Source organism: Pseudomonas asuensis, from assembly GCF_014646755.1.
In the GTDB taxonomy this organism is placed as follows: domain Bacteria; phylum Pseudomonadota; class Gammaproteobacteria; order Pseudomonadales; family Pseudomonadaceae; genus Chryseomonas; species Chryseomonas asuensis.
The window spans coordinates 222,324-236,617 of the sequence record NZ_BMNW01000004.1 but is presented as its reverse complement, the minus strand read 5'-3'; the positions used below and the strand labels follow the sequence as shown (position 1 = coordinate 236,617).

The 14,294-nt window shown below is 57.5% G+C and carries 12 protein-coding genes and 2 pseudogenes; 8 read left to right on the top strand and 6 right to left on the bottom strand.

Features of this window, described 5'->3' with window-relative positions; genetic code table 11:
• Positions 1-22 precede the first annotated feature (22 nt).
• Positions 23-1,420, bottom strand: coding sequence for a NorM family multidrug efflux MATE transporter (locus IEX86_RS10585; protein WP_188866090.1), 1,398 nt, complete (start codon positions 1,418-1,420; stop codon positions 23-25).
• Positions 1,421-1,547: 127 nt separating this feature from the next.
• Between IEX86_RS10585 and IEX86_RS10580 the strand changes: the two genes are divergently transcribed.
• From IEX86_RS10580 to IEX86_RS25655, 3 genes and pseudogenes are all read left to right on the top strand, one after another.
• A complete protein-coding gene (locus IEX86_RS10580) occupies positions 1,548-2,474 on the top strand; it encodes a LysR substrate-binding domain-containing protein (RefSeq protein ID WP_188866089.1) in 927 nt (308 codons plus the stop codon).
• Between the two features lie 185 nt (positions 2,475-2,659).
• A pseudogene (locus IEX86_RS25660) lies at positions 2,660-3,775 on the top strand (Cache 3/Cache 2 fusion domain-containing protein); the annotation flags it as partial.
• Positions 3,770-4,630: a methyl-accepting chemotaxis protein gene (locus tag IEX86_RS25655; RefSeq protein ID WP_373290427.1), complete on the top strand. Its 861-nt coding sequence runs from the start codon at positions 3,770-3,772 to the stop codon at positions 4,628-4,630. The pseudogene IEX86_RS25660 and the gene IEX86_RS25655, both read left to right, overlap by 6 nt.
• 62 nt (positions 4,631-4,692) lie before the next feature.
• On the opposite strand, the gene IEX86_RS10570 is transcribed toward IEX86_RS25655, so the two are convergent.
• The 3 genes and pseudogenes from IEX86_RS10570 to IEX86_RS10560 all read right to left on the bottom strand — a co-directional run.
• The gene (locus IEX86_RS10570) at positions 4,693-6,681 is read right to left on the bottom strand and encodes a BCCT family transporter (protein ID WP_188866087.1); all 1,989 of its coding nucleotides are present in this window, start codon (positions 6,679-6,681) and stop codon (positions 4,693-4,695) included.
• Between the two features lie 110 nt (positions 6,682-6,791).
• A complete protein-coding gene (locus IEX86_RS10565; protein WP_188866086.1) occupies positions 6,792-8,297 on the bottom strand; it encodes a YifB family Mg chelatase-like AAA ATPase in 1,506 nt (501 codons plus the stop codon).
• Positions 8,298-8,426: 129 nt separating this feature from the next.
• Positions 8,427-8,669, bottom strand: a pseudogene (locus IEX86_RS10560) (accessory factor UbiK family protein); the annotation flags it as partial.
• A 395-nt stretch (positions 8,670-9,064) separates the two neighbouring features.
• Here IEX86_RS10560 and glnK point away from each other — a divergent pair.
• From glnK to cysE, 5 genes are all read left to right on the top strand, one after another.
• Positions 9,065-9,403 (top strand): P-II family nitrogen regulator, encoded by a 339-nt coding sequence (gene glnK, locus IEX86_RS10555; protein WP_003096476.1) that lies wholly within the window; start codon positions 9,065-9,067, stop codon positions 9,401-9,403.
• Positions 9,404-9,446: 43 nt separating this feature from the next.
• Positions 9,447-10,784 carry an ammonium transporter gene (locus tag IEX86_RS10550; RefSeq protein WP_188866085.1) on the top strand — a complete coding sequence of 446 codons (1,338 nt, stop codon included), beginning with the start codon at positions 9,447-9,449 and terminating at the stop codon, positions 10,782-10,784.
• A 199-nt stretch (positions 10,785-10,983) separates the two neighbouring features.
• Entirely contained in the window at positions 10,984-11,409 is a 426-nt protein-coding gene (locus IEX86_RS10545; RefSeq protein WP_188866084.1) for a secondary thiamine-phosphate synthase enzyme YjbQ, read from the top strand.
• 68 nt (positions 11,410-11,477) lie between these two features.
• Positions 11,478-11,804, top strand: a complete 327-nt coding sequence (gene sutA / locus IEX86_RS10540) for a dormancy-specific transcriptional regulator SutA (protein WP_188866083.1) — start codon at positions 11,478-11,480, stop codon at positions 11,802-11,804.
• A 96-nt stretch (positions 11,805-11,900) separates the two neighbouring features.
• Positions 11,901-12,695 (top strand): serine O-acetyltransferase, encoded by a 795-nt coding sequence (cysE, locus tag IEX86_RS10535; RefSeq protein ID WP_188866082.1) that lies wholly within the window; start codon positions 11,901-11,903, stop codon positions 12,693-12,695.
• Positions 12,696-12,708: 13 nt separating this feature from the next.
• On the opposite strand, the gene IEX86_RS10530 is transcribed toward cysE, so the two are convergent.
• Positions 12,709-13,404, bottom strand: a complete 696-nt coding sequence (locus IEX86_RS10530; RefSeq protein WP_188866081.1) for an HAD family hydrolase — start codon at positions 13,402-13,404, stop codon at positions 12,709-12,711.
• On the bottom strand, positions 13,401-14,294 hold the full coding sequence (gene xerC, locus IEX86_RS10525) for a tyrosine recombinase XerC (protein WP_188866080.1): 894 nt from the start codon (positions 14,292-14,294) through the stop codon (positions 13,401-13,403). The genes IEX86_RS10530 and xerC overlap by 4 nt, the downstream gene beginning before the upstream one ends.

Here is a 14,294-nt window from a genome sequence, read left to right as displayed (position 1 = left end):
GGAAATAATGGATAAGGCCAGCTTAACTGTGAGTAAGCCATTGTTTTGCCTCGCTTGATTCGGCCTCTTCATGATGGAGCAGACCTCGCATATGCCGCTCGAATGCCCATGTCAGCGCAACCGCCGCACAGGCCAGGCCAAGCGCCATACCCCACCAGACGCCGTGGGCATCAAAGCCTAATACCAGCCCTAACAACCAGGCTGCGACAATTCCTATAAAGCAGTAGCAAATCAAGCCGATCAGCATGGCCTGCCGGGCCTGCCGAATGCCGCGCAATGCGCCTGAGGCAATGCCCTGGATGCCGTCGAAGAATTCAAACCAGGCAGCAATGGCCAATAGGCTGACGGCCAATGCCAGAACAGGATGGGTAGTAGGATCGCTCGGATCGATAAACAGGCCTACCAGGCTCTCCGGTATAAGCCAGAACACAATGGCTACTGCCAACATGCAGGTGGCTCCGACAGTAATGCCGATACGCCCGGCCAGACGCGACTGTGCAAACCGACCTGCGCCAAAGTGCAACCCTACGCGTAGGCTGGAGGCGTACGCCAGCCCTACGGGAATCATGAAGGCAACATAGACCAGCTGATTGGCTATCTGGTGCGCGGCAAGCTGGGTGCTGCCCAAGGCACCCATGCAAAGCGCAGCAGCAGCAAACAATGCCGTCTCGACTGCGTAGGTACCACCAATGGGCAGGCCCAGCCGCAGGGTCTCGCTGAGCGCGTTTCGGTTAAAGCGGGGCAGCCTAGGGGCGATGAGATAAGCCGCATAGGCACTGCGTAACCGAATGGTCAGCCCCATGGCCGCCGCCATGACCGTCATGACCAGCGCGGTGATCAGGCCGATGCCTTTAAGGCCAAGGAAAGGCAGGCCCATCCAGCCCTCGATAAAAGCCAAATTGAGCACTAGATTGGCCAGCGCGCCGCCAATGGCAATAGACATCACAGGTCCTGGATGGCCAATGCCGCTGGTAAAGCCTCGCAGAGACATGAACACCAGGTAACCCGGCAGGGCAAAACTTACGGTCCGAATAAAGCTCATCGCCTCATGTGTTGTCGCAGGCGCCTGCCCCAGCGCCAGCAATACAGGCTCCAGATTCCAGAGAATGAGTCCAGCGACCACGGACAGACCCACTGCGATCCAGAGACCTGCACAGGCAACATCTGTTACGCCATTGGTATCGTCCTGACCATGCCGGATTGCTACCAAATTGCCAACAGCTGCAATGATGCCTACGCAGACCACTGTCACAAACGAATAGGTAGCCGCGCCGAGGCCGCCACTGGCCAGCGCGTCAGGGCCAATGCGGCCCATCATTACCGTATCGGTAAAGACCATGGCCACGTAGGCTAGTTGGGCGGTAATCAGCGGAATGGCCAGGCGAGCCAAAGCGGAAAGTTCGGTACGTAGCAAGGTCATGAATGAGTCAAACTCACAAGAACAGGGAGGAGGCATCTGCCAGGCAGGCAGATAGCCCGGCTGATTGTGAGTACACTCGATCAAGCCCACAAACCGAAAATAAACCTGCCTGCTATGAGTTTTAGTCATGCCTGAGTCAACACGTCTACCTCCACTCTATGCCTTGCGGGCCTTTGAATCGGCTGCCCGACATGCCTCTTTCACACGAGCAGCGCAAGAGTTATCTCTCACTCAATCCGCAATCAGCCGGCATATCCGTACCCTGGAGACACATTTTGGCTGCCGATTGTTTGAGCGTTCGGGCCGCCAGCTGTTACTCACAGAGCCTGCCAAACTGCTGTTGCCCGGTATCAGTGAGGGTTTTGAGGCGTTAGGCAGGGCATGTTCTATCTTGTCGGTAGACGAAGGGGTGCTGCGGCTCAAGGCGCCTTCCACCTTATCCCTGCGCTGGTTGTTGGCGCGACTGTCCCGCTTTCGTCAGGCAAACGAAGGGATTGAGGTGCAGCTGACCAGCGCCTGGATGGATTACGATTTCGTGGACTTTCTTCATGAGCCCTTTGATTGTGCGGTGCTCTTGAGCGACGGCCGTTTCCCGGAGGATTGGGAAAGCACCTTGCTGTTTCAAGAGTGGTTGATTCCGGTCTGTTCGCCTGAGGCGGCTGCTGAAGGGCCCTGGGATGTACAACGCTTACGGGAGACCGAACTGCTCCATCCTACGCCCGATCGTCGTGACTGGCGTCGCTGGCTTCAAGTCATGTCGCTGTCAGACGACATATCGATCAGAGGCGGACAAGTATTCGACACGTTGGAGCTCGGAATGGCTGCCGCGTCACGCGGGTATGGGGTATCCATTGGTGACCTTATCATGGTCTTGGAGGACCTCCAGCTTGGGCGGGCGGCCCTACCCTGGCCCTCAGCGGTGGCAAGTGGAGAAGCTTATTATCTGGTATGGCCAAGGGCTCGGCGAAACCCAAAGCGCTTCTCCTTGTTAAGGGATTTTCTTCTGGCTGAAGTCAACGCTATGACATTACCAAACGTGACCTACCACTCATAACGCTCTCTGCGTCATCCATCACTTAAGGGGATCAAGTTGTCCCGCAACCCGCCGATAATAAAACGACCGACTTAGAAGATTTTGCCCCGAAGAGGGCCTTGTGTGTAAAGCATCTCGGGTCGTAAAGCCAACCTAAACAAGAATGCCAGTTGGGGAAACGCTGGTGTTCCTCAGGAGAATACCCCATGTCGGGACGTCGTTTCGGTATCGCCGGGCAGCTTGCAGTTGCCCTGACGGTTATATTGGTCGTGGTAATTACAGGAAGTAGTTTGTTTGCGTTGCGCTCCCTGAGTGTTTCCACAGAAGAAAGCCATCACCATTATCTGGAAGGTGAGGCTGAGTTAGTGGCTAACCAGCTCAATACCTTTCACGATACGTTGAAAATCAGCACCCAGCGCTTGGCGGGCCTGTTTGAGCGCCGCTTTGGTGCAGGGCTTGTACGTGATCCGAGTGAGCGGGTTACAGTCGGGGGCACCTCAACGCCTGTGCTCACGCTTCAGGGCAACCCACTGAACAATGATTTCACATCGGTTGACGAATTCACTGCATTGACTAGCGGTGCCGCTACCGTCTTTGTTCGCGATGGCAATGAGTTCATTCGTGTAACCACGTCCGTTAAGAAAGAGGACGGCACCCGTGCCATTGGCACGCAGCTGGACCACAAGCATCCAGCCTATACCAAGCTGCTGGACGGTCAGCCCTATGTAGGACGTGCCGTGCTGTTCGGTCGTAACTTCATGAACCAGTACACGCCAGTGCGTGATGCTTCCGGTCAGGTTATTGCTGTGCTGTATGTCGGTTTTGACTATACCGATGCACAGAAAAAGCAGTTCGACAGTTTGGCGGCCTTCCGGATTGGTCATGGCGGCTCTCTGGCTATTCTGGACGAGCAGAACAAGTGGCTGATTGCTCCAGCAAACACTACAAAGCCTGATGCTGCACTGGCCGCAGTGGGCATGGACGAGGGTGACGGTCTCATTAGCTGGGAAGATGACAAAGAAGGGTTCCAGAGCGTCTTTGTTCCTGTCCCGGGTGACACCTGGAAGGTGGTAGCAACTGTTCCCCTGTCTGAAGAGCGGGACGTACTGTGGAACGTAGGTCTTAAGCTTGCGTTGGGTAGCCTTTTGGCACTGGCACTTGCCATCGCGGCCTCTGTGATGATGCTGCGCCATAAACTCAAACCGTTGGGTCATTTGGTTAAGCAGGCTGAGGCGTTGGGGCAGGGCCAACTCAGCGTGCGTTTGAAAGTTGAAAGCCAGGACGAAATCGGCAAGCTTTCGCACAGCTTCAATCAGATGGCCGAGGCTCTTTCCAGTACGGTAGAGCGTGTGCGCCATTCGTCTCACGACGTGACCAGTCGCTCCGATGAGCTAAGTACCCTGTCGGGTGTTACCCAGCGTCGTTCGGCTGAGCAGTCTTCGCAGATTGATAGCATGGCCAGTGCCGTTGAAGAGTTCAGCGCCACTGCACAAAACATCGCTGACAGTATGCGTAAGACCGAGCAGCTGACTAACGAGAACGCCGCCGAAACCCGTAACGGTACGGCTTCCATGCGAGAGGCCTCCAAGGCGCTGGAGCAGATTGCCAAGTCCCTGGGTACAACCGCTACTGTGGTCAATACGCTGGGCGAACGTTCGCAGCAAATTGGCGGGATTATCAGTGTGATCAGCGGTATTGCTGAACAGACCAACCTGCTGGCCTTGAACGCTGCCATTGAAGCGGCTCGTGCCGGTGAGCAGGGTCGTGGCTTTGCGGTGGTGGCTGATGAAGTGCGTAGTCTGGCAGGGCGTACCAGCCAGGCCACCCGTGAAATCTCAGAGATGATCGGTTCGGTACAGGATGAAACCAATCGTGCCATGAACTCTATTGACGAAGGTAATCGTCTGATGGAGCAGGGTCTGTCGCTCAACGGCGATGTGGCTCAGGCTCTTGAGCGTATCGAAGCACAGATCGGCCAAGCGGTTGAGCAGTTTACCAGCATTACCCAGGCAACGCAGGAGCAGAGCAGTACAGCCACCGCTTTGAGCCGTAACATACAGGCCATCGCAGTGGATAACGCGTCTCAGCGTGAAGCAGCAGAAGAGCTGGCCAGCACGGCTTATGAGCTGAAGCGTCTGGCAGAAGAGCTGAACCACGAGGTCAATCGCTTCAGTTGATCGCTTGGGAAGCACTCACAAAAAAGCCGGTGCATGCACCGGCTTTTTTATGGCTTCTGCTTTTAGCGAACGATATGCAGGAAGTGCATATGGCGCTCGTACTGATCCAGGATATCGCCAATTATGTCGTCACGGCTCCAGCCCATGACATCATAATCCTGACCTCCTTCCTTCAAGTGCACGTCGGCGCGGAAGTATTTGCGATCCTCTCGCTCGTTCTGATCACTTTGCGTATCGCCCATGACAAAGCTTGGCATGGCGTAGGCGCGCGGGCGCACCTCATACACGAACTCAGGGTTCTCTTCAGGGCCTACTTCAATGCGAACACGCCCATCGTCGCCGTCCTTTACATTGACCAGATAGCTCTGCTTGCGTAACTCTTCAGCGACGGATTCGCACGCAGGCTTGACCACCTCTCCGATAAAGCGCACCACGTGGGTACGGCGGGGAAACATGGCAAGGTTACGTAAACGGCGCTGCCAGCCGCCAGCTGAACGAGGGGCGGGGCGAGAGATATTGAGCGCCTGATAGCGGATACCCCGTTTGGTGGCATCAAGTTTCAATGCCTTGAGCAACCCCCACATTGAACAAAGCAATGCGATAGTAAATGGCAGGGCCGTTGCAATGGTGGCTGTCTGAAGTGCCTTCAGCCCGTCCGCCAGGAGCAGTGCAATCGCGACGACACCCATACAGCAGGCCCAGAATACCCGCTGCCAGACAGGTGTCTTGTCTAGTCCGCCGGAGGCGAGCATGTCGACCACCATTGCACCAGAGTCTGCCGAGGTGATGAAGAACACCACGACCATGATGATGGCTACCATGGAAATGGCTGATGCAAAGGGGAAATGCTCAAGGAAGGCAAAGAGCGCCAGTGAGCTGTCCTTGTTTACGGCATCGCCCAGCGACGTAACTCCTTGCCAGGAAATCATGTGAATGGCGGTATCGCCAAAGACTGTCATCCAGAACAAGGTAAAGCCTGCCGGTACCAGCAACACGCCAGAGACAAACTCGCGGATCGTACGGCCGCGTGAGATACGGGCAATGAACAAACCTACGAAGGGAGACCAGGCCAGCCACCAACCCCAATAGAACAGCGTCCAGCCCCCGATCCAGTCGTTAGGCTTGTAGGCGTAGAGGTTGAAGGTGCGGCTGACAATCTCGGTGAGATACCCACCAGTGTTCTGCACAAAGGTCTGCATGATGAACACGGTTGGCCCCAGGACCAGCACCATAAGGAGCAGTAGCACAGCCAGGCCCAGGTTCAGTTCCGACAAGCGGCGAACCCCTTTGTCCAGACCGGTTGCGACCGACAGGGTCGCCAGCGCGGTGGTGGCAATGATCAGACCGATCTGCACTGGTACTGACACTTCCAGGCCGAACAGGTAGTTGAGGCCGGTATTGATCTGCGCGACGCCAAAGCCTAGAGATGTTGCCACACCCAGGACGGTCCCCAGAATGGCGAAGATATCAACCGCATGGCCGATTGGCCCGTAGATACGTTCGCCAATCAGGGGATACAACGCTGAGCGCAGCGTTAGCGGCAGGCCGTGACGGAAGCTGAAGTAGGCCAGGATCAACGCCACGATGGCATAGATGGACCAGGCATGCAGGCCCCAATGGAAGAACGTGATGATCATTGCCTCACGAGCAGCGTCCACAGTTCCAGCCTGGCCAGTGGGCGGCGACAGAAAGTGCATGACCGGCTCGGCCACGCCAAAGAACATCAGACCGATACCCATGCCTGCTGAAAACAGCATGGCAAACCAGGTGGTACTGCTGTAGTCCGGCTCACTATGGTCTGGGCCTAGCTTGATATCGCCATAGCGGCTCATCCCTAAAAATACGACCGTAAGCAAAATAAGCGCAACGGCCAGGATGTAGAACCAACTGACATTATCGATGATCCAGCCCTGAATCAGGCCAAACGTGGTTTGCGCGTTTTCGTGAAAGGCGCTGGCATAAATAACTAGGGCCAGGATGAGGAAGGTAGAGCCCCAAAAAACCGGGGGATTGAGGGTACGGGTAGGTGGTGATTGGCTTTCGGTGGCCATCAGGCACTTTCTCCTTTTCTGTCGGCGCCAAGGTGGCTGCAAAGGAGTGCCTAGCCGACCCGCTCCGAGGGTCGGCATTCAAACGTGAGGTCGTTGTCGTTCAGGACACCTCAGGCACTCGTGGGTCTGTACTGCAATGCTTCAGCAAGATGAGACCGCAAAATCTGCGGCTCTGCTGCAAGATCAGCTAACGTACGTGCCACCTTGATTACTCGGTGCAGGGCGCGCAGGGACAGCCCCAGCCGTTCACCTGCGCTCTCGATCCACCGCTGGTCGTCTGCCGTCAATGCACAGTGCTGGTGCAAGGCACGCAAATCCAGAAAGGCATTCGCCACCCCTTGGCGAGCCAGTTGCCGCTCACGAGCGGCGGCGACCTGTTCGGCAGCCTGTTGCGTGCTGAGGCGGCTGGAATCGTTCTTTGTGTCAGAGCCGCCTAGACGCACGCTTTCCCGGGCGACAGTGATATGCATGTCGATTCGGTCCAGCAGTGGACCGGAAAGTTTACCACGATAGCGCTGTACCTGGTCAGGTGAGCAGCGGCAGCGACCGGCAGGATCGCCTAGATAGCCGCATGGACAGGGGTTCATAGCGGCTACCAGCTGAAAGCGGGCCGGAAAGCGCACCCGATCCCGGGCGCGAGAAATCACAATCTCGCCACTCTCCAGCGGTTCGCGCAGCACTTCTAGCACCTTGCGATCAAACTCGGGCAACTCATCTAGAAACAGCACACCCTGATGCGCCAGAGTGATTTCACCGGGGCGGGGGCGGCTCCCACCGCCGACCAGAGCCGGGCCTGAGGCAGAATGGTGCGGTTGGCGAAACGGCCGTTGCGGCCAGTGAGCCATAGGCGTGTGGCTCGCCACCGAATGAATGGCTGCCACTTCCAGGGCTTCGACTTCATTTAGCGGTGGAAGCAAACCAGGCAAGCGGCTGGCCAGAAGGGTTTTGCCTGTTCCTGGCGGGCCGGCTAACAGCAGGTTGTGCGAGCCTGCGGCCGCAACCACCAATGCGCGCTTGGCTGCTGCCTGACCTTGCACATCGATAAGGTCGGGATAGGGCCGCTCTTGTCGCCTTAGCCCTTGTGCCTCGTAGGGTGTAATAGGTGTTTGCCCTGCAAAGTGCGCAGCGATCTCCAACAGATGGCCTGCTGCAATGACCTTGAGCCCACCAGCCAGGCTGGCTTCCTCGGCGTTTTCATGAGGCACGATCAGCGTACGTCCAGCCTCGCGCGCAGCAAGCGCCGCGGGTAGCACGCCCTGGACGGGGCGCAGTGCACCGGAAAGCGCCAGTTCACCCAGGCATTCGATATCTGCCAAGGCATCTGCGGGCAGCTGTGCGCTGGCCGCCAGGATGCCTAAGGCAATGGCAAGATCGAAGCGGCCACCGTCTTTGGGTAGATCGGCAGGGGCTAGGTTAAGGGTGATGCGGCGTGCCGGGAAATCGAAGCCAGAGTTAAGGATGGCGCTGCGAACGCGGTCCTTGCTTTCCTTGACAGCTGTTTCCGGCAAACCTACCAGGGTAAGTGCCGGTAGGCCATTGGCCAGATGCGCTTCTACGGTAACGCAGGGGGCTTCCACGCCTACCTGGGCGCGGCTGCAAACGATGGCGAGAGACATGATCACTCCTTGATCAATGTCCCGCCGGCCGGGTTATTCGGCGTTCGGCGGGGTGGATTCCGGTTTGTTGTTCTGGAAGGCCATTTTGGCTGAAGTCGGAGCGTCCTGCGCAGGCTGAGCCGCTGAGGCAGGTTGGTTCTGCCCTTCTAGGTTGGCCAGGCGGGCTTCCAATGCCTCAAGACGGGCGCGGGTGCGTTCGAGTACCAGCATCTGGCTGTCGAATTCCTCACGGCTAACCAGGTCAAGCTTGCTAAAGCCGCTCTGCATCAGCGCCTTGAACTGATTTTCGATATCGGCACGGGGCGAGCCTTCACCAAACAGGCGGCTGGCTTGCTGGGTCAGGGAGTCGAGTAGCGCTTTAGGTGGGAACATACGCTTCATCCATTTAAAAAGTTTGAACCAGTGTATCACGCTCCTTTCCAGCGCCACGATGCCGAACATCTGCACGTTTTTTGTGCGCTCCTCCCGAGCGTTATGCGCCAGGATGGTGCGATCTGCTGCGAAAACGGTTTTATCTCTCTCGTTAAAAGCCCATACAGGCGTTACGCCATGCGGCTTTGCACGAGATGGCAAGGTTTCTGCTTTAGCGGCTATGACAGATGCACCAAACACTATCGATGCGGAAGCGAAGCGGTGAGCGCTTCGTAGGGCAGGCAAGGGTGGCGGCGAACCGTTTTAGAGCGGTGCGACGTTACAAAGCCACAGACTGCGCTTAGACTTGAGACGGGGTTCGTTCCTGGGGCAAGTCCATTTTTCGGGAGAAGTTTATGAAACTAGTCACCGCCATCATCAAGCCGTTCAAGCTCGACGACGTTCGCGAGTCGTTGTCCGAGATCGGCGTTCAGGGCATCACCGTCACCGAGGTCAAGGGTTTCGGTCGCCAGAAGGGGCATACGGAGCTGTATCGCGGGGCCGAGTATGTGGTCGATTTTCTGCCAAAGGTGAAGATCGATGTTGCCATTGCCGATGACCAGCTCGACCGTGTCATTGAGGCCATCACCAAGGCAGCCAACACCGGCAAGATCGGTGACGGCAAGATTTTCGTTGTGAATCTGGAACAAGCCATTCGTATCAGGACCGGCGAAACCGATACCGACGCTATTTAAAAACACCGTACTCCATACCCCCCCAAAGCCCCAGGAGAACATCATGACTCTGCGCAAGTACGCAGGGCTAGGAGCCCTTTTGTCCCTCGCTATGCCGGGCCTTGCCATGGCTCAGGAAGCAGCGGCGGAGCCGACGTTAAATAGCGGCGATACGGCGTGGATGCTGGTGTCTACAGCACTCGTGCTTTTCATGACTATTCCGGGCCTAGCGCTGTTTTATGGCGGCATGGTTCGCGCCAAGAATATCCTGTCGGTCATGATGCAATGCTTCGCCATTACCGGGCTGATCAGCATTCTCTGGATGATCTACGGTTACAGCCTTGCCTTTGATACGACTGGCATGGAGAAGGGTGTAACCAACCTTAATTCCTTTATTGGCGGCTTCGGCAAGGCTTTCCTGAGTTCCATCACCCATGATGGACTGACAGGTCCGGCCGCGCTGTTCCCTGAAAGCATTTTCGTCACCTTCCAGATGACCTTTGCGATCATCACCCCGGCTCTGATTGTGGGTGCATTCGCCGAACGCATGAAGTTCTCTGCCATGCTGGTCTTTACCGGCGCCTGGTTTACGCTGGTCTATGCGCCGATCGCACATATGGTCTGGAGCGGTGACGGTGGCCTGATGTGGGACTGGGGCGTACTGGATTTCGCAGGCGGCACCGTGGTTCACATCAACGCCGGTATTGCCGGTCTCGTGGCTGCTCTGGTACTGGGCAAGCGTAAAGGCTATCCAACGACGCCAATGGCTCCCCATAACCTGGGCTATACCCTGATGGGCGCTGCCATGCTGTGGATCGGCTGGTTTGGTTTCAACGCAGGCTCCGCTTTAGCCGCCAATGGTACGGCAGGTATGGCCATGCTGGTTACGCAGATTGCCACCGCCTCTGCAGCTCTCGCCTGGATGTTTGCCGAATGGGTCACTCATGGTAAGCCAAGCGCCCTGGGTATTGCCTCGGGTGTGGTAGCCGGTCTGGTCGCTATCACGCCAGCCGCCGGTACGGTTGGCCCGATGGGTGCGCTGATTATTGGTGCAGTCGCTGGCGTGATCTGCTTCTTCTGCGCCACCAGCCTCAAGCGCAAGCTAGGCTATGACGACTCCCTGGACGCCTTTGGCGTGCATGGCGTTGGCGGTATCGTAGGCGCACTGCTGACCGGTATCTTCGCGGCGCCTGCCCTGGGCGGCTTTGGTGCCGTGACCGATATCGGCGGCCAGCTATGGATCCAGCTCAAGGGTGTTCTGTTCACGCTGGTGTACACCGGCATCCTGACCTTTGTCATTTTGAAAGTGATCGATATGGTCATGGGCTTGCGTGTCAGTGATGAGGAAGAAGCTGTCGGTCTGGACCTGACGCTACACAACGAGCGCGGTTACAATATGTAATAGCGAACCAACCACCGTTGGTCGGCAAAAAGAGCGCCCTTGGGCGCTCTTTTCGTGTGTGGCGAATAAAGTCATTTTTCGTGCGCTGCTGCCCGGAACACCCGCGCGCCAGCCCGGTCTGAACGTCAACTTTAAAGAGCCTCTTTGTTTTTTTTGAAGCCGCGCTAGAATGCGCGCCCAGCACGCCTAGGAGTCCACCATGTGGCATCAGCGACAGATCACGCTGCGCGCCCGCAACCGTGGATTTCATCTCATCACGGATGAGGTGGAGTCAGCGTTGCCCGAGCTGGAAAGTTGTCAGATCGGGCTGCTCAACCTGTGGCTGCAGCACACGTCGGCCTCGTTGACGATCAACGAGAATGCCGACAGTGCGGTGCGTCGTGATTTCGAGCGGTTCTTCAACCGTCTCGTGCCGCAGGACGTGCCGGGTTACGAACATGATTATGAAGGGCCGGACGATCTACCGGCGCACTTCAAAAGCAGCCTTCTGGGCTGCAGTCTGACCATTCCTGTGCAAGCCGGAAGGCTGGCGCTAGGGACGTGGCAGGGGATTTACCTGGGTGAGCACCGCGACCATGGTGGCGCTCGTCGGATAGTGGCTACCTTGCAAGGTATGCCAGCATGAATTTTTCTTGAGCAGCCACGTCAAACTCGCGGCTGGTCAGTAACTAACCTGGTTTTCGAGGGTTTTTTATGAGTGATGAAGAGCTGGAACAGGACGACCTGGAGTCCACTGACGATGACGATACCGAGGACTTTGCTGCTTCGGCAGACGAGCCTGACGTAGAAGTCGACGATAGTGCTGAAGCGGAACCTGCTGCAGGCAAAGGGAAGAAGAAAAAAGAAGCTGAGCCCGAGGAGTTGCCCTCCATCGAGGCCAAGCAGAAGGAGCGTGATGCGCTCGCCAGAGCCATGGAGGAATTCCTGGCCCGTGGTGGCAAAGTGCAGGAGATTGACGCAAATGTCGTTGCTGACCCGCCTAAAAAGCCGGACAGCAAATACGGCAGCCGCCCGATATGATTTAAAAACCCGTCTCTATGGCGGGTTTTTTATATCTGGCGAATTTTGGTGTGAGGATTATCCTGTGCGGCCCATCTGCAGGAAGACCCCATACCAATGACCTCGACTCCGACTTCTCAGGCGCGCTGGCAGAGCCTGCTTGACCTTGCTTCCAGCGCCATCATCCAGGAGCGCGCCCTGGAGCCTTGGCTGACCGAATCCATCCTGGAGCAGAAAGCGCTGGGGAGTGCTCTGGCCTTTCGTCTGAGCCGAACGCTTACTGTCGATGCGGTGCAGCGTCAGACGCTTGAAGAGCGCTTTGTGAGTGTGCAGCGTGAACACCCCGAGCTGGTTGAAAGCGCTTGGTCCGACCTTGAGGCTACCGTCACCCGTGACCCCGCCTTCGTTACCCTGCTGGAGGTCTTTCTGTTCTCCAAGGGGTTCTTGGCTATCCAGGCCTACCGTCTCGGGCACCGCCTCTGGCTCGACGGCCACCGTATGCTGCCGCTCTATATCCAGGCTCGCTGTAACGAGACGCTGGGCGTAGATATCCATCCGGCCAGCCGCATTGGGCAGGGCATCATGCTCGACCATGGTACGGGTATCGTGATCGGCGAGACGGCGGTGGTGGAGGACGATGTTTCCATTCTGCAGTCGGTCACGCTGGGCGGGACAGGCAAGGAGTGTGGTGACCGCCATCCAAAAGTACGGCGCGGTGTAATGATTGGCGCTGGGGCGAAGATCCTGGGCAATATCGAAATCGGCGAAGGTGCGAAGGTAGGCGCGGGCAGTATCGTACTCAAGCCGGTCGCCCCGCATACCACAGTGGTTGGCAATCCGGCTCGACCGGTTGGCACTCCACGCCATGAGCAGCCTGCGCTGGTGATGGATCAGTCTTTCGACCAGGACTGATCCATCCCATAGCCTAGCTCCACCGTTCGAGAACGGCTGGCAGCTCGTTGAGGCTACGGATCTCGGCATCGGGTGTATTCTCACCCACCCACGGCTTGCCGGCAGGGTTGAACCAGATGGCTCGTATTCCGGCCTGCTGGGCACCCTGAATGTCGTCGATAGGGTTGTCGCCCACATGGACAGCAGCATCGGCAGTAACCCCAGCCCGGCGTAGCGCTTCGTTGAAGGGGTGCGGGTCGGGTTTGCCAATGCCCAGCTCTTCAGCACACAGGGCAAAGCGAAAGTAGTCGGCCAGGCCAATCTCATGAACATCGGCGTTGCCATTGGTCAACACGCCCAGGTCGTAGCGCAGCGACAACTGCTCCAGCGTCTCGTGCACGTCCTCGTATAGCGTGACCTGCTGGCGAGCCGCCAGATAGACAGCGAAACCGGCTTCGGCCAGCTGGCCGGCCTCCGGCTCTTCGTAGCCCGTATCCTGCAAGGCCCCATGAATAACACGGCGGCGCAGTTCGCTGACGCGGTGCCTGAGTCCGGGATCATGCTCCAGCAAGCGGTCCCTGATTTGCCACAGATGCTCGACCGGAACCGGGCCCAGCCGTGACGCATGGGTCTCCATCCAGGTTCTTAAAGCGGTTTCGGCGCTATGAATAACCGGGGCAATGTCCCATAGGGTGTCGTCGAGATCGAATGTAATCAGGCGGATAGTCATGTGGATTCTGTCTTTCGCTTGGCACGTGGATGGGCATCATCATAGACCTGTGCCAAGTGCTGAAAATCCAGATGGGTATAGATCTGAGTCGTGCCGATATCCGCATGGCCCAGCAATTCCTGCACCGCCCGCAGATCGCGTGAGGTTTCCAGCATGTGACTGGCAAAGCTGTGGCGCAGCATGTGCGGGTGCAGGTGTTGGCCCAGCTCGCGCACACCGGCCTCGCGGACGCGCAGCTGAATCGCCCGTGGCGTAAGCCGACGGCCGCTCTGGCCGATAAAGACAGCATCATCCTGAGCTGCCAGAGCACGTTGCGGCAACCAGCGCTCTATAGCCGCTCGCGCCTTGCTGCCCACCGGGACGATACGGCGCTTGTTACCTTTGCCGCGCACGCTGATCAATCCGTCCTTAAGGTCCAGATCAACGATATCCAATCCGACCAGTTCGGACAGACGCAGGCCGGACGAGTAAAAGAGTTCAAGCATCGCCTGGTCACGCAGGGCGATGAAATCATCCTCTACCGCGCCATCCAGAAGTTGGGTGGTACGGTCTACGTCGAGGTTTTTGGGCAGCTGCTTCTGGCCTTTGGGCGCACTGACGCCATTGGCGGGATCATGCTGGCAGATGCCTTCGCGGATAAGATATTGGTAAAAGCCCCGGATAGCCGAGAGCAGACGGGAAAGGCTGCGGCTGGACTGGCCTTTGCGGTGCAGCTGAACGATGAGCGCACGCAGCCGGCGGGCGTCAAGGTTGTTCCAGTCGGTGAGCTGTTCTTCGCGGCAGAATGCCAGGAGTTTCAGCAGGTCACGACGGTAGCCGTCAAGGGTATGGACCGACACCTGACGCTCGCTGCGTAGGTGTTGGCAGTAAGCGTCGAGGCGTTCTTCCAT

Coding starts and splice junctions, on each gene's coding strand:
- IEX86_RS10585 (WP_188866090.1), bottom strand. CDS start 1,420: ATGACCTTGCTACGTACCGAACTTTCCGCTTTGGCTCGCCTGGCCATT.
- IEX86_RS10580 (WP_188866089.1), top strand. CDS start 1,548: ATGCCTGAGTCAACACGTCTACCTCCACTCTATGCCTTGCGGGCCTTT.
- IEX86_RS25655 (WP_373290427.1), top strand. CDS start 3,770: ATGGCCGAGGCTCTTTCCAGTACGGTAGAGCGTGTGCGCCATTCGTCT.
- IEX86_RS10570 (WP_188866087.1), bottom strand. CDS start 6,681: ATGGCCACCGAAAGCCAATCACCACCTACCCGTACCCTCAATCCCCCG.
- IEX86_RS10565 (WP_188866086.1), bottom strand. CDS start 8,297: ATGTCTCTCGCCATCGTTTGCAGCCGCGCCCAGGTAGGCGTGGAAGCC.
- glnK (WP_003096476.1), top strand. CDS start 9,065: ATGAAACTAGTCACCGCCATCATCAAGCCGTTCAAGCTCGACGACGTT.
- IEX86_RS10550 (WP_188866085.1), top strand. CDS start 9,447: ATGACTCTGCGCAAGTACGCAGGGCTAGGAGCCCTTTTGTCCCTCGCT.
- IEX86_RS10545 (WP_188866084.1), top strand. CDS start 10,984: ATGTGGCATCAGCGACAGATCACGCTGCGCGCCCGCAACCGTGGATTT.
- sutA (WP_188866083.1), top strand. CDS start 11,478: ATGAGTGATGAAGAGCTGGAACAGGACGACCTGGAGTCCACTGACGAT.
- cysE (WP_188866082.1), top strand. CDS start 11,901: ATGACCTCGACTCCGACTTCTCAGGCGCGCTGGCAGAGCCTGCTTGAC.
- IEX86_RS10530 (WP_188866081.1), bottom strand. CDS start 13,404: ATGACTATCCGCCTGATTACATTCGATCTCGACGACACCCTATGGGAC.
- xerC (WP_188866080.1), bottom strand. CDS start 14,294: ATGGAAGAACGCCTCGACGCTTACTGCCAACACCTACGCAGCGAGCGT.